General features: G+C 52.8%; 16 protein-coding genes. 14 read left to right on the top strand and 2 right to left on the bottom strand.

Going from position 1 to position 16,608, the window contains the following annotated elements; genetic code table 11:
* Nucleotides 1-20: 20 nt before the first annotated feature.
* Together V8I28_RS01880 and V8I28_RS01875 are read left to right on the top strand one after the other, a co-directional pair.
* Complete coding sequence (locus V8I28_RS01880) at nucleotides 21-1,781, top strand: ABC transporter ATP-binding protein (protein ID WP_341778423.1); 1,761 nt, start codon at nucleotides 21-23, stop codon at nucleotides 1,779-1,781.
* Nucleotides 1,771-3,564, top strand: coding sequence for an ABC transporter ATP-binding protein (locus V8I28_RS01875; protein WP_341778422.1), 1,794 nt, complete (start codon nucleotides 1,771-1,773; stop codon nucleotides 3,562-3,564). The genes V8I28_RS01880 and V8I28_RS01875 overlap by 11 nt, the downstream gene beginning before the upstream one ends.
* Nucleotides 3,565-3,737: 173 nt before the next feature.
* Here V8I28_RS01875 and V8I28_RS01870 read toward each other — a convergent pair whose 3' ends face one another.
* Complete coding sequence (locus tag V8I28_RS01870; RefSeq protein WP_341778421.1) at nucleotides 3,738-4,388, bottom strand: lysophospholipid acyltransferase family protein; 651 nt, start codon at nucleotides 4,386-4,388, stop codon at nucleotides 3,738-3,740.
* A gap of 100 nt (nucleotides 4,389-4,488) precedes the next feature.
* On the opposite strand from V8I28_RS01870, the gene V8I28_RS01865 reads away from it, so the two are divergent.
* From V8I28_RS01865 to V8I28_RS01855, 3 genes are all read left to right on the top strand, one after another.
* A complete protein-coding gene (locus tag V8I28_RS01865) occupies nucleotides 4,489-5,244 on the top strand; it encodes a tRNA1(Val) (adenine(37)-N6)-methyltransferase (protein WP_341778420.1) in 756 nt (251 codons plus the stop codon).
* Nucleotides 5,231-5,506, top strand: coding sequence for a GIY-YIG nuclease family protein (locus V8I28_RS01860; RefSeq protein WP_341778419.1), 276 nt, complete (start codon nucleotides 5,231-5,233; stop codon nucleotides 5,504-5,506). Before V8I28_RS01865 ends, V8I28_RS01860 begins: the two co-directional genes overlap by 14 nt.
* Nucleotides 5,507-5,595: 89 nt before the next feature.
* Complete coding sequence (locus V8I28_RS01855) at nucleotides 5,596-6,591, top strand: D-2-hydroxyacid dehydrogenase (protein ID WP_341778418.1); 996 nt, start codon at nucleotides 5,596-5,598, stop codon at nucleotides 6,589-6,591.
* Between the two features lie 67 nt (nucleotides 6,592-6,658).
* Here V8I28_RS01855 and V8I28_RS01850 read toward each other — a convergent pair whose 3' ends face one another.
* Nucleotides 6,659-7,375: an HAD family hydrolase gene (locus tag V8I28_RS01850; RefSeq protein WP_341778417.1), complete on the bottom strand. Its 717-nt coding sequence runs from the start codon at nucleotides 7,373-7,375 to the stop codon at nucleotides 6,659-6,661.
* 418 nt (nucleotides 7,376-7,793) lie between these two features.
* Here V8I28_RS01850 and rpsB point away from each other — a divergent pair, with 418 nt between their 5' ends.
* The 9 genes from rpsB to V8I28_RS01805 all read left to right on the top strand — a co-directional run bounded on the left by rpsB (nucleotide 7,794) and on the right by V8I28_RS01805 (nucleotide 16,421).
* On the top strand, nucleotides 7,794-8,597 hold the full coding sequence (rpsB, locus tag V8I28_RS01845) for a 30S ribosomal protein S2 (RefSeq protein ID WP_168900149.1): 804 nt from the start codon (nucleotides 7,794-7,796) through the stop codon (nucleotides 8,595-8,597).
* 148 nt (nucleotides 8,598-8,745) lie between these two features.
* The gene (gene tsf / locus V8I28_RS01840) at nucleotides 8,746-9,630 is read left to right on the top strand and encodes a translation elongation factor Ts (protein ID WP_341778416.1); all 885 of its coding nucleotides are present in this window, start codon (nucleotides 8,746-8,748) and stop codon (nucleotides 9,628-9,630) included.
* A 144-nt stretch (nucleotides 9,631-9,774) separates the two neighbouring features.
* Nucleotides 9,775-10,497 (top strand): UMP kinase, encoded by a 723-nt coding sequence (gene pyrH / locus V8I28_RS01835; RefSeq protein WP_341778415.1) that lies wholly within the window; start codon nucleotides 9,775-9,777, stop codon nucleotides 10,495-10,497.
* Between the two features lie 2 nt (nucleotides 10,498-10,499).
* Complete coding sequence (frr, locus tag V8I28_RS01830; RefSeq protein ID WP_445928167.1) at nucleotides 10,500-11,057, top strand: ribosome recycling factor; 558 nt, start codon at nucleotides 10,500-10,502, stop codon at nucleotides 11,055-11,057.
* 26 nt (nucleotides 11,058-11,083) lie between these two features.
* Nucleotides 11,084-11,506 (top strand): hypothetical protein, encoded by a 423-nt coding sequence (locus V8I28_RS01825; protein ID WP_341778414.1) that lies wholly within the window; start codon nucleotides 11,084-11,086, stop codon nucleotides 11,504-11,506.
* A 176-nt stretch (nucleotides 11,507-11,682) separates the two neighbouring features.
* Complete coding sequence (locus tag V8I28_RS01820) at nucleotides 11,683-12,474, top strand: isoprenyl transferase (RefSeq protein WP_341778413.1); 792 nt, start codon at nucleotides 11,683-11,685, stop codon at nucleotides 12,472-12,474.
* Nucleotides 12,475-12,495: 21 nt separating this feature from the next.
* Entirely contained in the window at nucleotides 12,496-13,284 is a 789-nt protein-coding gene (locus V8I28_RS01815) for a phosphatidate cytidylyltransferase (protein ID WP_341778412.1), read from the top strand.
* A 98-nt stretch (nucleotides 13,285-13,382) separates the two neighbouring features.
* A complete protein-coding gene (rseP, locus tag V8I28_RS01810) occupies nucleotides 13,383-14,660 on the top strand; it encodes an RIP metalloprotease RseP (protein ID WP_341778411.1) in 1,278 nt (425 codons plus the stop codon).
* A 36-nt stretch (nucleotides 14,661-14,696) separates the two neighbouring features.
* Nucleotides 14,697-16,421, top strand: coding sequence for a proline--tRNA ligase (locus tag V8I28_RS01805; protein WP_341778410.1), 1,725 nt, complete (start codon nucleotides 14,697-14,699; stop codon nucleotides 16,419-16,421).
* The last annotated feature ends 187 nt before the right edge of the window (nucleotides 16,422-16,608 follow it).

The following is a 16,608-nucleotide window of genomic DNA, read 5'->3' as shown; positions in this document are numbered from 1 at the left end:
TAATTTAAGGAGGGATGTTCGTGAGTATTTTTCGTAAATTAGCCTGGTACTTTCGGTTGGAATGGCGAACCTACCTGGTCGGCGTCATTGGGCTACTCTTGACGGCCATCATCGCAATTATTCCGCCGCGGATCATCGGAAACATGGTCGACGGCATTCACGGGCAAACCATGACGGGGCGCCTGCTGGTCATCGACCTGGCCTTCGTCACCCTGGCCGCGCTGGGGCAATACGCCACCCGGTACCTTTGGCGAAATGCCATCTGGGGTGGGGCGGCCCACCTGGAACAGCTCCTGCGAAATCGCCTGTTCAATCACTTCATGGTGATGGACCGGGAATTCTATCAGCATTACCGAACCGGGGATCTCATGGCCCACGCCACCAACGACTTGGAAGCCGTGCAACGGGTGGCCGGCGGGGGGATTCTCCAGTTCGCCGATGCCATCATCACGGGGGGCACGACGCTGATTGCGATGATGACGCTGATTGACTGGCGCTTGACGCTGATCGCCATCATTCCGTTTCCATTTCTCGCCGTCATTTCGTGGTTCTTGGGTCAACGGATTCACCGGGCCTTCGGGGCGTCTCAGGCGGCCTTCTCGCGGCTCAACAACAAGGCCCAGGAAAGCATTAGCGGCATCAAGGTCATCAAGGCGTTGGGTCAAGAGGCCGATGACGTGGCGGACTTCGATCAGCAGGTTGATCAGACCATTAAGATTAACCGACGCGTCAACCGGCTAGACTCGCTCTTTGATCCGGCCATCACGCTGGTGATTTCATTTTCTTACGTGGCGACCATCGTCTTGGGTGGGCTTTTCGTCACCCACAACGTCATCACGATTGGCAATCTGGTTTCCTTCATTAGCTATTTGGCCATGATGGTCTGGCCGATGTTTGCCGTGGGGATGCTCTTTAACACCATGGAACGGGGTAATGCCAGTTACGACCGGGTCATGGAGCTTCTGAACCAGAAGACCCACATTATTGATCGGGTCAATGGGTTAAAGACGCGGCCAACCGGGACCCTGAGCTATCACGTTAAACGGTTCGACTATCCCGATGATGCTGGGGCCAGCCTGCAACAGATTGACTTCGATCTGCAGGCAGGGAAGACGCTGGGCATTGTCGGCCGGGTCGGTGCCGGTAAATCGACGATCATGAAGCTGATTCTTCGGGAATTCGACGCCTACGATGGCGAGATTCGCTTCGGCGGCCACCCTATCAAGGACTACGCGCTGGACAGCTACCTACCGGCGATTGGCTACGTCCCGCAGGAGAGTTTCCTTTTCTCCTCCAATATTTTTGAAAACATTCGTTTCGCTAAACCCGACGCCACGCAGGCAGAGGTTGAGGCGGCGGCCGCCAAGAGCGACCTGGCCGGCCAGATTGCGCAATTGCCGGACGGCTACGACACTCAGGTGGGTGAAGAAGGCATTTCACTATCCGGGGGGCAACGCCAACGGATGGCGATTGCCCGGGCCCTCCTGATTAATCCGGAGCTGCTCATCTTGGACGACGCGTTATCCGCGGTGGATGCCGAGACCGAGGCCGAGATTCTAGAGAACCTCAAGGCCGAACGGGCAAATAAGACCACCATCATTTCCGCGCATCGACTGAGCTCGGTCATGGGCGCCGATGAAATTCTGGTGCTCGACCAAGGAAAGGTTGTCGAACGCGGGACCCACGCTGAGTTGATGGCGGCTCACGGCTGGTATCAACGCATGTTCAATCAGCAACAACTCGAGACGCAAGTGAAGGGAGGCGTTCGTGATGGCGGATAAACATGAATCGGCTTGGGCCCATAGTATGACGACCAGAGAACAGTGGACGGTCATCAAGCGCCTGCTAAAATTTGCGGCGCCGTATAAATGGTTCTTTATTGGATCAATTATCTTGTCGGCATTGATTAGCGGGGTCAACGTGTTCCTACCTTGGCTGTTGCAGATGTACATGGACCGTTATCTGCGGGCGGGCAACGCCACGGTGGTCATCATGTGGCTGTTTGCCGGGCTCTATTTCTTTGGCATGGTGATGCGTGCGCTGATGCAGTTCTGGCAGAACTATACCAGTACGATGGGCGCCGAGTACATGCTGGAAAATGTCCGCCGCAAACTCTTTAGCCAACTCCATGGCAAGGGGATGCGCTACTTCGATCAGACGCCGGGCGGGTCCATCCTGTCGCGGCTGATGAACGACACTATGACCTTTTCCAACTTCTGGGCGCTACTGAACACCCTAATTCTGGCCATCTTCGCGGTCGTGTCATCGTTTCTGGCCATGATCTTTACCGACGTGACGGTCGCGCTGTGGACGCTAGTCTTGGTGCCATTTCTAGGCGTCACCATCTGGTACTATCAACGCTACAGTTCCAAGGTCTACCGCCGGATGCGTGAACGCCTCAGTGAGTTGAACACGAAGCTGGCCGAGGCAATCACCGGGATCAGTGTGATTCAGGAATTCCGGCAAGAGCGCCGTACTGCCGCTAACTTCGAAACGACCAACCAGGCCTACTACGATACGCGTAAGGCCATGATTCGGACCAACTCGTTACTGCTGAGTCCCATCATTAATCTGTTCTACGCACTAGGGACGGTCATTGTCCTGAGCATCTTTGGGATGCGGGGGCTCCACGAAGTCGTGGCGGCCGGGGTGATTTATGCTTTTATTACCTACCTCAACAACTTCTACAGTCCCATGAGTAACATGATGGATAGCCTGAGTGACTTCCAGAACGGGATGGTTGCCGGGTCCCGGGTCCTGCGTGTGGTCGATGACCAAACGCTGGCCCCGGCCCAACACCCGGTCGCTGACGCCAAGATTACGCGCGGAAAGGTTGAATTCCGCCACGTGACCTTCGCCTACGACCAGGAACATCCGGTCTTAAAGGACGTGTCCTTCGTGGCCGAACCCGGCCAAACCGTGGCCTTAGTCGGACAAACAGGGTCCGGGAAGACCTCGACGATTAACGTCCTCATGCGCTTCTACGAATTCCAATCCGGTGAGGTGCTCATCGATGACCGCGACATTCGCGAGTATCCGGCCGCGGAGTTGCGGTCGAAGATGGGACTGGTTCTTCAGGAACCCCAACTCTTCTACGGCGACATTCAGACCAACATTCGGATGTTTGACAACAGTATTTCCGATGCTCAGGTTGAGCGCGCGGCGCACTTCGTCCAGGCCGACGACTTCATTGACCAGTTGCCCGAGGGCTACGCCACGCCCGTGTTGGAACGGGGGACGGAGTACTCGGCCGGCCAACGCCAGCTCATCACCTTCGCTCGAACGGTGGTGACCGATCCGAAGATTCTGATTCTGGATGAGGCCACGGCTAACGTGGATACCGAAACGGAAACGATGATTCAGAACGGTCTGTCGCGGATTCAGGAAAACCGCACCACGATTGCGATTACCCACCGGTTATCCACCATTCAAAATGCCGATCTGATTCTGGTGCTAAACCACGGCAAGATTGTGGAACGCGGCACCAACGACGACTTGATGCAAAAGCGGGGGTACTACTACGACATGATTCAGCTGCAAAATGCGGCCCACGTGGCGGAGTAGTCAGGCCATTTAGGCCCGCTACTTATTACTAAATGTATTTTTGCCCAAATTTGTTGCACGACTAGCGATAAAACTTTTGAACAATTGCGTGCCCACCCACTGATTAGGGGGCAACAGTAAACTAAAAGACCGTTTCAGCCCACACCGGTTGTGAGTTGAAACGGTCTTTAATTTTAGTCTTGTTTTTCTTTTTCCTTTTCTTTTTCACCCGTCACATCGACGTATTCGAAGTTGGGGTTAATCTGCTTGTCCAGGGCGTTGAAGGCCGCTTGCATCTGCTGTTCGATGTCGGCCTGCCCGGCTTCGTCCAACTTTAATTTGCGGTCGATGGTGATGGGGTCACCGAAGGCCACCGTGACGCGCTTCCTGGAGAACAGGCGCTTAAACGTCAACGGTCCCTGATAGACGGCGGGCACCAGTGGCACCTTGGCCATCTTGGCAATGACGGCCGCGCCCCCCTTGAGTTCCTGCGAATGCCGGGAACCGGAAGGAAACATGATGAGTGAGAGCTCGCCTTTGCGTAGAATCCGGACCGGTGTTTTGATGGCGGAAGGCCCAGGATGTTCCCGATTTACCGAAAAACCATTGACATGGTAGAGCAGCCATCGGAAAATGGAGTTTTGGAACAGCTCTTCTTTGGCCATAAAACTAAACTTTCGGGGACTGGCCGCTAACGCAAAGTAGACGGGGTCAAACCAGGTTCGGTGGGGACCAACGAGGACGTAGGGCCCATCGGGTAATTTTTCACGGTTGAGGTATTTGGCCTTACCGTTTACGATAAATAGGATGACGCGGATAACGTTCCGCAGAAACGAATAAAACATAGGTTGTGCTCCTCTCGCAGTGAATCTAATGCATCTAGTATGCAAAAAAACGACCGGGGTTGCAAGTAATCTTAACGAAAAATGAAAGAAGGTGGGGCGCGTGACGACCCCAGAATTAAAGCCGGGCGAACGAATTGACCAGCTTTACAGTCAAGATATTCAAATTATTCAAAGTCCCGAGGTCTTCGCTTTTTCCCTAGACGCCGTGTTGCTGGCGGACTTCGCCAAGCTCCCGGCCCGGTCGGCCAGTCAGACCGTGGACCTGTGTGCGGGAAACGGCGCGGTGGGACTCTTCATGAGTGCCAAGACCCGTGGCAAAATCGCCGAGGTGGAGATTCAGCCACGATTGGCCGACATGGCCCGGCGTAGCGTGGCTCTCAATCAATTAGGCAACCGGATGACCGTGTACGAGGGCGACCTGGCCCAGGTCAACCAGTGGATTCCCAAGGACTCGGTGGATGTGGTGACCTGCAATCCGCCGTATTTCGCGGATCTTCCGGCCAGTCAGAAGAATCCCAACCAGTACCTCGCCATCGCGCGGCATGAGATTACCACGGACCTGGCGACCGTGGTGGCCACCACGAGTGGGTTGCTCAAGATGAACGGGAAGGCCTACTTCGTCCACCGGCCCGACCGCTTACTCCAATTGCTGGAGCTTATGGCGACCCATCGTCTGGCGCCCAAGCGCATCCGGCTGGTTCATCCCAAGCCCGGCAAGGAGGCCAACATGGTGCTGGTGGAGGCCATCAAGGACGGCAAGCCCGGTGGCCTGCGTTTCCTGGCCCCTTTAATGGTCTATGATCAACGGGGCGACTACACCCCAGAAGTGAAGGCGTTACTGTATGGCACCGACTAAAAAGTATTATTTCTACGTCCTCCTGTGTGCGGACCAGTCACTGTACGGCGGCTTTACCACCGACGTTGCCAAACGGTTTGCCACCCATCTTGCCGGTAAGGGCGCGAAATACACCAAGGTGCACCGACCGCTAAAGGTGTTATTTAGCCAGGAATTCACGAGTAAACACGATGCGCTGCATGCCGAATGGGCGTTCAAACACCAGACCCGTCAAAAGAAACTTCAGTTTTTAAAACAGCAGGGAATTTCCTTGGAAAAGTAGGCGTTTTCCCCCTGAAATAATAGGGACTATGGTACACTTGTGGCGGGTAGTAAATCCTGTTTTTCAGACAAGCGAAGGAGGAACTTATTATGAAAATTATTGCTTACGGTATCCGGGATGACGAACGACCTTACTTAGAAGAATGGTCCCAAGCACAGGGCATTGAAGTCAAGGCCGTGGCCGATCTGTTAGATGACACCACGGTTGATCTGGCCAAGGGCTACGATGGGGCAGTGGTTTATCAACAAAAACCGTATACGGCAGCGGTTCTCGATAAGTTAGCGGCTAACGGCGTCACCAATCTGTCCCTGCGAAACGTGGGGGTGGACAACGTGGATGCCGACGCCGTGAAGCGAAATGGCTTCAAGGTGACCAACGTGCCGGCTTATTCCCCAGAAGCCATCGCCGAATTTACGGTGACTCAGCTGATGCGGCTGTTGCGGCGGACGCCAACCTTTGACCGCAAACAAGCCAACGGCGACTTGCGGTGGGCCCCAGACATTGCCGACGAACTCAATTCGATGACGGTCGGGGTTGTGGCGACCGGCCGAATTGGTCGCGCGGCCATGAAGATCTATCAGGGCTTCGGGGCCAAGGTGATTGCCTACGATGTCTTCCACAATCCGGAATTGGAAAAGCAGGGTATCTACGTGGATACCTTGGATGACCTGTACGCCCAGGCCGATGTGATTTCCCTCCATGCACCGGCAACCAAGGACAACACCCACATGTTAAATGACGAGAGCTTCGCCAAGATGAAGGATGGCGTGTGGATCTTGAACCCGGCGCGGGGGGCCTTGATCGATACGGACGCCTTGATTCGGGCGCTCGACAGCGGCAAGGTTGCCGGAGCCGCCCTGGACGTTTACGAAGACGAAGTGGGTATCTTCAACGCCGACTTCGGTAGTTTTGACGCTATTCCAGACGAACGGCTGAAGAACCTGATGAAACGTGAGAACGTGTTGGTTAGTCCGCACATCGCCTTCTACACGCGGACGGCCGTGAAGAACATGGTGCAATTCGCGTTGAACAACAACAAACAATTGATTGAAACCGGCAAGGCAGAAAACGAAGTCGCTTTCTAGCTTAGCCCAGCGTATAGCAAAAGGGCCTGAGTAAGTTCTCAGGCCCTTTTGCTATCGTCATGTCGTCTTACGAACAGGCGACGGTGAGGGCTAACAGGAGATCCTGTAGCTCGAAGGGATCCGTCACGGTTTGATCGGGAATCCACTGACGATCGGGAATTTCTAAGTTGCGATGATTGAACCAAAAGGCGTGCCAGCCCGCTTGTTTGGCGGCCTTGACATCCATACTGTAATTATCGCCAACGTAGGCCACTTCACTGGCCCGCAGATTAAGTTTGCGGTTCATGAGCGTGAAGATCTGGGGATCCGGTTTAGCCAGGCCCGCTTCCTCCGAGGTGATGATGGCTTCCCTAGTCATCCATCGATGCATCTGGAGTTGCATGACCTTGGCCAACTGCGTATCCGTGTGGCCGTTCGTGATGATTCCTAGCTGGTACTGCTCGCTGAGTTGATCGAGCGCAGTTTCCAGTCCGGGAAACAATTTAATTTGGCGGAGCCCAGCCGTATAAGCCCGTTGGAAATCCAACGCCGCCGCGGTGTCCACGGCGGGTAAGTGCTGGGCAAGCAGTGCGGTGTTCAATCGCTTAACGGCCATTTCCTGATGCGACCACCGACCACTGGCAACGTGGGCATAGGCCTCGGCGCTTTGCTGGCGGTAAGTCTGGAAGGTCAAATTCAGATCAAACGCTTGCGGTAAATTTAAAATTGGCGCAAGTGCGGCCTCGAAGGGCGCTTTTTGATCGTAGAGCGTGTCATCGACATCGAAGACGACCGCTTTAATCATAATCGTTTCCTCCTCAGTTATGCCTAAGCAGTTTACCATAACCAGAAATAAAAGCAACGGGCGTTTGATGATTTGACTGGTTAAGTAGGTTGGCTACCCGAGCTAAAGGGCTGGCTGAGCAAACAATAAATCAATCCGTCAGACGTCCGTAGTGATCGACACCTCGTTGGAAGGGCCGCGGCCGCGATTAAACGGGGATTCGTCTCGCTGTTGAATGCGCAATCGGCGGCGGATTGCGGAAATTCTGGCAGAATCACAAGTTTTCCTTGTGTTAGGGCCCGGAGTTTTGTATAATAACTTTCGGTGCGTATGCGCCAATTCACACCTCGCGTGATGATTCGAGGGGTGCTCGCTTGCGAGTTCTCGGGTCAATTGATCGTGGGGGAGGAAATCAAAAACTATTTGGAGGCATTTTATCATGGCTGTTATTTCAATGAAACAACTGCTCGAAGCCGGTGTCCACTTTGGTCACCAAACCCGTCGTTGGAACCCTAAGATGAAGCAATACATCTTTACGGAACGTAACGGTATCTACATCATCGACTTACAAAAGACGGTGAAGTTGATTGACGCTGCTTACAACTACATGAAGGACGAAGCCGCTAAGGGCGCCGTTGTTCTGTTCGTTGGGACTAAGAAGCAAGCGCAAGATTCTATCGAAGAAGAAGCTACCCGTGCTGGTCAATTCTACGTTAACCACCGTTGGTTAGGTGGAACTTTGACCAACTGGGAAACCATCCAAACTCGGATCAAGCGTCTTAAAGATTTGAAGAAGATGGCAACCGACGGTACTTTTGATGTTCTTCCTAAGAAGGAAGTTTCCTTACTGAAGAAGTCTCAAGACAAGTTGGAACGGTTCTTAGGCGGTATCGAAGATATGCCTAAGTTGCCTGACGTGATGTTCATCGTTGACCCTCGCAAGGAACAAATCGCTGTTCACGAAGCACAAAAGTTGAACATTCCGATCGTTGCTATGGTTGATACGAACACCGACCCAGACGAAATTGACGTGGTTATCCCATCTAACGATGACGCTATCCGTGCCGTTCGTCTGATCACTTCCAAGATGGCTGACGCTATCGTTGAAGGCCGTCAGGGTGAAGACCAAGTTGACGAAAAGACTTTCGAAGGCAAGAAGTCAGCTGACAAGAAGGGCGACAAGCCTGCTTCTGACAACTCGATGGAAGACATCGTTAACGCCGTTGAAGGCGACAACAAGTAATTAAATGCAAGGTGTCAGTTTTGACACTTTCCAAATATAAGATTTAAAGCACCTTGGGCTGGCTTAATGTTTAGGACCGATAATGGCCTGAGATTGAGTCAGTCTTTTTTGCGGAAATAGATGCATTAATAAAAGGAGGCCATTACACATGGCAAGCAAAATCACTGCGGCACAAGTTAAAGAATTACGGGACAAAACCCAAGTTGGGATGATGGATGCTAAGAAGGCCTTAGTTGCTTCCGAAGGCGACATGGACAAGGCAATCGACTTCTTGCGTGAAAAGGGAATCGCTAAGGCCAAGAAGAAGAGCGGCAACGTTGCGGCTAACGGTTTGGCGCGCGTGAAGGTTAGCGGCAACACCGCTGCCATCATCGAAGTCAACTCCGAAACCGACTTCGTGGCAACGAACGACACGTTCAACGCCTTGGTTGACAAGGTTGCTGATACGATTGCTGCCCAACAACCAGCCGACTTGGATGCCGCTTTGGCATTGAAAGCCGCCGATGGCGAAACGTTAAACGATGCCATCGTTAAGACCACGCAAGTTACCAGCGAAAACGTTCAATTACGTCGTTTTGCCGTGGTTAAGAAGACGGATAGCCAAACCTTTGGTGCATACTTACACCAAGGTGGCCAAATCGCCGCTGTCGTGGTCTTAGACGGTGCCGATGAAGCCACTGCCAAGGACGTGGCGATGCACGTTGCCGCAATCAACCCAGAATTCGTTTCCAAGGACGATATTCCAGCCGACCGTTTGGCCCACGAACGTGAAGTCCTGAAGCAAGAAGCCTTGAACGAAGGCAAGCCTGAAAAGATCGTTGAAAAGATGGTCGAAGGCCGTCTGCACAAGTTCTTATCCGAAATCAGCTTAGCCGACCAACCATTCGTTAAGGATGGCGACCAAACGGTTAGCCAATTCGTGGCTAGCAAGGGTGGCAAGTTAGTTAACTTTGTCCGTTACGAAGTCGGCGAAGGTATCGAAAAGCCGAAGAGTGACTTGGCCAAGGAAGTTAACGACCAAATCAACGGCTAATTTCAAAAAAAGCGTAGATTCCGGTGGGAGGCTACGCTTTTTTGTTAGATTTTTAAGTGAAATTCGGTAATTCATGAGCGGTGACTATCACTAGCCCCGGGAATATGATAAAATTATTGTCAGAATACAATAGGAGGAAACACAATGGCGGACGTAAAGTATAAACGGATTATGCTCAAGCTGAGTGGCGAGGCTTTGGCCGGCGACAAGGGTTTTGGGATTAATCCGCCGGTGATTAAAACCGTAGCGGAAGAGGTTAAGAGTGTCTATCAGTTAGGCATTCAAATCGCTATTGTGGTTGGCGGCGGTAACATGTGGCGTGGCGTGTCTGGTGAACAAATGGGCATGGAACGGGCACAAGCCGACTATATCGGCATGTTAGCCACCATCATGAACGCGTTAGCCTTGCAAGATAACTTAGAGTCAATTGGGGTCCCAACGCGGGTTCAGACTTCTATTGAGATGCGGCAGATTGCCGAACCGTATATTCGGCGCAAGGCCATTCGGCACCTGGAAAAGGAACGCGTGGTAATCTTTGCTGGGGGAACGGGTAGCCCGTACTTCTCCACGGATACCACCGCTGCTTTGCGGGCGGCCGAAATCAATGCCGATGCGATCTTAATGGCCAAGAACGGTGTCGATGGGATTTATTCCGCCGATCCAAACAAGGATCCGGACGCCGTTAAGTTTGACCAGTTGACGCAGTTGGACATCATCAACAAGGGCTTACACGTCATGGATACCACGGCTAGTTCACTTTCGATGGATAATGATATCCCGTTTGTCGTCTTCAATCTCAATAAGAGTGGCAACATTCGCAAGGTCGTTGAGGGCGAGAACATCGGGACCACAGTTAGGGGAAAATAGATATGGCAGATCAGATAATTACAGATGCACAGAGTCGGATGAAAAAAGCCGAGGACGCGTTGAAGCGTGAATTGGGAACGATTCGTGCCGGCCGCGCCAACGCAAGTATTTTAAACCGGGTCATGGTGGAATACTATGGTGCCCAGACGCCACTGAACCAAGTGGCCTCAATCACGATTCCGGAACCACGGGTCTTGATGGTGACGCCTTACGACAAGTCCGCCCTCGAAGATATCGAAAAGGGTATCCTCGAATCTGACGTGGGCATTACGCCCGCCAATGACGGGACGGCCATTCGGTTAGTGATTCCACAACTGACCGAGGAACGGCGTAAGGAAATTGCCAAGCAAGTGAAGGCCACTGCGGAACAAGGCAAGGTGGCTATTCGTAACGTCCGGCGTGATGCGATGGATAGCGTTAAGAAGGGCCACAAGAATGGGGACTACACCGATGACGACCTGCACAATTTGGAAGACCAAGTGCAGAAGGTCACGGACAAGGCCATCAAGGGCGTCGATGCCATTGCGGCAGATAAGGAAAAAGAAGTCTTAACGGACTAATCCAACTGAGTAAGGAGCGCTTTAAAATGGCAGAAGATAACCAAAATAATCAAGATAACATTGAAATCACCCCAGGTACCGAACAATTTGGCAAGATGGTTTTCCGCTTAAACAACCCGGTTAATGCCGAAAACATCTCCGTGTTGAACTATAACGGGGCCGAATTGGAACAGATTCAAGACGGCGTATACGCCCAACCCGCTTTCGTGAGCGATGATTTCAACCTGTTCTTCGTGGTCACCCAATTGATTGGGGACGACTGGATCGTGGCCTTCTCCAAGGCAACGATTGAAAACGGCAACGAAATTACCGATCTTTCCGATCCATTGCCAACTGGTGAAGGCCTCAACCTCTTAGGCCAAGTCAGTGCCGACGATGCCAACAATCTCCTGAGCTACTTCGGGACGTTGGTGGATGCCAAGCGTGGCGAATGGCGGTTAATCGAGTAATTCGGTTAAAATTTAAAGAATTTTCTCAATTTGGGGGTCGGGATAGTTTCCCGGCCTTTTTTTTGTTATGATGAGAGGTTGTAGAGATAAACTGACTGATGGGTTTCCCGATTTGGTGACGTAAGTCGAGGTGATCATCAGCGATAAACGGATGTCAGAATCAACGGAGGTGCGCAGTGTTTTCATTTTTAAATAAAGATCAAGCCACGGGCGAGGTCACGGAGCGCCAGTTAGACGAGCAGAATATCCCCGCGCACATTGCCATTATTATGGATGGGAATGGCCGGTGGGCCCAGCAGCGGCACTTGCCACGGATTGCGGGTCACAAGCAGGGCATGAATACCGTTAAGACGGTGGCCAAAGCGGCCAGTCATCTGGGGGTCAAGGTTCTGACCCTCTACGCCTTTTCCACGGAGAACTGGAAGCGACCCTCGAGTGAGGTGAACTACCTGATGAAGTTGCCCGTTGACTTTTTTGGGACGTTTGTGCCCGATTTAGTGAAGAATAATATTCGCGTTAAGGTGATGGGGTACACGGACCAATTGCCAGCGGCGACCAAAAAGGCCGTGCGCGATGCCATTGCGGCTACCGCCGAGTGTACCGGGATGGTCCTGAACTTTGCCCTGAACTACGGCGGGCGTGCCGAACTGGTAACCGCGACCCAACAGCTAGCCGAACGCGTCCGGACGGGTCAGTTGGCCGCTGATGAGATTACGGCCGAGATGCTAGGTCGGCAACTGATGACCGGAGACCTGGGAGATTTGGCCGACCCCGATCTCCTGATTCGGACCAGCGGTGAGGAACGACTCTCGAACTTTATGCTCTGGCAGGTCGCCTACAGTGAGTTCGTGTTCATGACGGAACATTGGCCAGACTTCGACCAGACCACGCTAGAACGGGCAATTTACACGTACCAGCAGCGTCACCGGCGCTTTGGCGGGCTGACGCCGACACCTGATCAAAAATAAGGAAATCGAGGAATTTATGACATGAAACAACGGGTTATCACGGCGGTTGTCGCCTTAATTATTTTTATCCCCATCATCGTTGCGGGGCACATCTGGATCGACATTGCCGCCTTTGCATTAGGGTTAGTGGCCTTATCAGAAGTTTTAATTATGCGCAAGAAATTATTAGTGAGTCCGGAAGCCATCATCTCTGGGTTGGGTATTCTCTTGGTGATTGCGCCACAGAGCTGGTGGGTGGATTTACCCCACTTCCTAGACCCTTGGTACATCGTCTACCTATTCGTGCTCTTATTACTACTGCGGACGGTCGTGTCCAAGAACCGTTTTTCATTTGACGATGCCGGGATGATTACCCTGAGCATGCTGTACATTGGGATTGGCTTTCACTTCTTCATTGCGGCCAGAGCCGTGAGCCTGGTGGCCTTGCTGTACGCGTTGTTCATCGTGTGGACCACGGACTCCGGCGCCTACATGATTGGTCGGAAGTTGGGGAAACACAAGCTAGCCCCCCACATCAGTCCAAACAAGACGTGGGAAGGGTCCATCGGCGGCTCGCTGGTGGCCACGATTGTCGGCAGTGTCTTCTGGTACTTCTTCCCCATCGGCCATTACAGTCTGATCGTCATGGTCGTCTTGACGCTGATTTTCTCAATCGTCGGGCAATTCGGTGACTTGGTCGAATCCGCGTTGAAGCGGTACTACGGGGTGAAGGATTCCGGTAAGATTCTGCCCGGGCACGGTGGTATCTTGGACCGGTTCGATAGTTTATTGTTAGTACTGCCAGTTATTCATTTGTTTGGGCTGATTTAACCTCGGCTGTTCGCTTGCGCCATCTAGGGTGGTTAGGGTATGCTAGACAGCAGTGAAAAATAGATAAATCAAGACGAACAGTAGAAGGGACGACAGCTGTGATTACCACGATTATTACGTTTATTATCGTCTTTGGGATTCTGGTCATTGTCCACGAGTTTGGTCATTTTTATTTCGCTAAACGCGGTGGAATTCTGGTGCGGGAATTTTCCATTGGCATGGGCCCCAAGCTGTTTTATCGGCGGGGGAAAGACGGCACCACCTATACCGTTCGGCTATTGCCGGTCGGCGGCTACGTCCGCATGGCGGGAGCCGAAGATGATGAAGATGAGATTAAGCCGGGGACGCCGGTCAGTCTCTACCTCGGTAAGGATGATCAGGTTGAGCGCATTAACGCCAGCAAGAAGTCAACGCTGTTTAACGGGATTCCGGTAGAGATTACCGGTTCCGACCTGGAGGAAGAACTCTGGATCGAAGGCTACGAAAACGGCGACGAATCCGAGGTCAAACGCTATCCCGTGGCCCACGACGCCACGATTATCGAAACGGACGGCACGGAGCTTCAGATTGCGCCTAAAGACGTGCAATTTCAGGCGGCGTCGCTCGGGCGGCGGTTGATGACCAACTTTGCCGGTCCGATGAACAACATCATCTTGGCCATCGTGACCTTCATGCTGATGTCGTTCGTTCAGGGTGGCGTGGCCATGGGCACCAACCAGGTTCAGGTCGCCAGTTCACCGGTGTCGGTTGCCAAAAAGGCCGGCATTCAGACCAACGATAAGATTTTATCGGTAAACGGTCAGCCAACCAAGGACTGGACGGCGTTGAGTACGGCCATTCAGCCGCGGGCGAACAAGGCCACTAAGGTGGTTATTCAGCGCGGTAAGACCCAAAAGACGCTGACCCTGACGCCCAAAGGCCAGACCTCGAACGGCAAGACGGTGGGGATGATTGGGATTACCCAGGCCCAGAACAAGCACATTGGGCCTATCTTATTGTCCGGGTTTACCCAGACGTGGACCATGACCAAGGCCTTATTCGGGGCGCTCTGGAGTATGGTTTCCGGGCACTTTAGCCTAAACGACTTGGGCGGGCCGGTGGCCATCTTTGCCACGACGTCGCAGGCCACGCAATTTGGTCTGGTCGGCGTCCTGAACTTCCTGGCCTTCCTCTCAATTAACTTGGCAATTGTCAATTTACTGCCAATTCCAGCCTTAGATGGTGGTAAAATATTATTGAACTTTATTGAGGCGATTCGGCGCAAGCCCCTTTCCGAGAACGTGGAAGCGGGGATCACGCTGGTGGGTGTCGGCTTCTTGGTAATCTTGATGCTCCTGGTTACCTGGAACGATATCGAACGCTACTTTATTCACTAGTAAAATAGGGATGTAACGAGAAGGGAATATTTGACTATGAAACAATCGAAATTACTCATTCCGACGCTTAAGGAAGTACCCAATGATGCGGAGGCCCTGAGTCATCAAATGATGCTGCGGGCGGGCTATATTCGCCAGGTCACGGCGGGCGTTTACGCTTACCTGCCACTGGCCTACCGGGTGCTGGAAAACATCGAAAAGATCATCCGGGAAGAAATGGCGAAGATTGACGCCGTGGAAACCCTGATGCCGGCCATCTTACCGGCTTCTCTGTGGGAAGAATCCGGTCGTTACGAAACGTATGGCCCCAACTTATTTAAGCTCAAGAACCGCCACGACAGTGACTTCATCTTGGGCCCCACCCATGAAGAAACCTTCACGATGCTGGTACGGGACGCCATCAAGTCGTACAAGCGCTTGCCGCTGGTCATGTACCAAATCCAGCCCAAGTATCGGGATGAAGATCGGCCCCGCTATGGTCTTTTGCGAGGACGGGAATTCATCATGGAGGATGGCTACTCCTTTACCATCAACGATGAAGACCTCGACCGGATCTACAATCAAATGGAACAGGCTTACGAAAACATCTTTGATCGCGTGGGCTTGAACTACCGGACTATCGTTGGTGACGGTGGTGCCATGGGTGGGAAGGATTCCAAGGAATTCTCCGCCATTGCGCCAGTGGGTGAAGACACGATTGTTTATTCCGATTCCTCCGATTATGCGGCCAACTTGGAAATGGCGCGGAGCCTCTTCATCAGTAAGAAGTCGCACGCCCAACCCGAAGAGCTACAAAAGATTGCGACGCCGGGTGCTAAGACGATTGACGAAGTCGCCGAATTTCTGGATGTCAAGCCATCGACCTTGGTCAAGAGTATGTTGTACGTGGCGAAGTACGTGGACGCCGATGACCAACCCGTCATGGTCTTGGTTCGCGGTGATCACGAGGTCAACGAAACCAAGCTCAAGAATTACTTGAACGCGGACTTCTTAGATCCCGCTACGCCGGACCAGGCTCGGGAATACTTAGGCGCTAACTTTGGCTCCCTGGGTCCCGTGGGGGTTGGTGAAGACGTGAAGATCCTGGCCGACCAGTACGTGGGTGATATGGTCAACGTGACCGTGGGTGCCGACGAAGATGGTCACCACTATATCAACGCCAACGCGGGCCGTGACTTTAGAGTCGACGACTACGCGGACTTCCGGGAAGTTCAACCGGGGGACTTGTCGCCAGACGGTTCCGGTGTGCTGAAGTTCACCAAGGGAATTGAAATTGGTCACATCTTTAAGCTGGGTACCCGGTACTCCGATGCTTTGGGCGCAACCGTGCTCGATGAGGGTGGCCGTCAAAAGCCCGTTGTCATGGGGTCCTACGGAATTGGTGTGAGTCGGTTGTTGTCGGCCATTGCCGAACAACAGGCCGACGAGAACGGTCTGGTATGGCCACGGAACATCGCGCCATTTGACATTCACCTGGTTCCGGTCAACTTGAAGAAAGAAGACCAAGCCAACTTAACCGATGAACTGGAAGAACAGTTGACGGCTAAGGGTTACCGCGTCTTGACGGACGACCGGAAAGAACGGACCGGCGTCAAGTTTGCCGATTCCGATCTGATGGGGATTCCGGTCCGCATCACCATCGGGAAGAAGGCCGGTGAAGGTATCGTTGAAATTAAGATCAGAAAGACTGGTGAAACGGTCGAAGTTATTAAGGACGAAGTCGCAAGCACTGTGGAAATTCTCTTTAAAGACATCGACTAGCTTACCGAAAAGACCAGCTAGCTGCTGGTCTTTTTAGTCTTTTAACTTAGGAATGGCTGGCGGGATTGGCTGCCCGGCCGTTTGCCAACTATGAGCTGGAACGCTGGCATCTGCCAAGACGAGGCTGATGGTTACTGCTCTACGTGACGAGAGCCCAAAATGAGCGGGAAGCCCCCTCGCGTTAGCG

The organism is Levilactobacillus sp. HBUAS70063 (genome assembly GCF_038374745.1).
In the GTDB taxonomy this organism is placed as follows: Bacteria; Bacillota; Bacilli; order Lactobacillales; family Lactobacillaceae; genus Levilactobacillus.
This window is presented reverse-complemented; position numbering and strand designations above follow the sequence as displayed.

Excerpts from the sequence above, each read along its gene's own strand:
- V8I28_RS01805 (WP_341778410.1), top strand. The coding sequence starts at position 14,697 with ATGAAACAATCGAAATTACTCATTCCGACGCTTAAGGAAGTACCCAAT.
- tsf (WP_341778416.1), top strand. The coding sequence starts at position 8,746 with ATGGCAAGCAAAATCACTGCGGCACAAGTTAAAGAATTACGGGACAAA.
- V8I28_RS01825 (WP_341778414.1), top strand. The coding sequence starts at position 11,084 with ATGGCAGAAGATAACCAAAATAATCAAGATAACATTGAAATCACCCCA.
- V8I28_RS01860 (WP_341778419.1), top strand. The coding sequence starts at position 5,231 with ATGGCACCGACTAAAAAGTATTATTTCTACGTCCTCCTGTGTGCGGAC.
- V8I28_RS01875 (WP_341778422.1), top strand. The coding sequence starts at position 1,771 with ATGGCGGATAAACATGAATCGGCTTGGGCCCATAGTATGACGACCAGA.
- pyrH (WP_341778415.1), top strand. The coding sequence starts at position 9,775 with ATGGCGGACGTAAAGTATAAACGGATTATGCTCAAGCTGAGTGGCGAG.
- V8I28_RS01855 (WP_341778418.1), top strand. The coding sequence starts at position 5,596 with ATGAAAATTATTGCTTACGGTATCCGGGATGACGAACGACCTTACTTA.
- V8I28_RS01870 (WP_341778421.1), bottom strand. The coding sequence starts at position 4,388 with ATGTTTTATTCGTTTCTGCGGAACGTTATCCGCGTCATCCTATTTATC.
- frr (WP_445928167.1), top strand. The coding sequence starts at position 10,500 with ATGGCAGATCAGATAATTACAGATGCACAGAGTCGGATGAAAAAAGCC.
- V8I28_RS01850 (WP_341778417.1), bottom strand. The coding sequence starts at position 7,375 with ATGATTAAAGCGGTCGTCTTCGATGTCGATGACACGCTCTACGATCAA.
- rpsB (WP_168900149.1), top strand. The coding sequence starts at position 7,794 with ATGGCTGTTATTTCAATGAAACAACTGCTCGAAGCCGGTGTCCACTTT.
- V8I28_RS01815 (WP_341778412.1), top strand. The coding sequence starts at position 12,496 with ATGAAACAACGGGTTATCACGGCGGTTGTCGCCTTAATTATTTTTATC.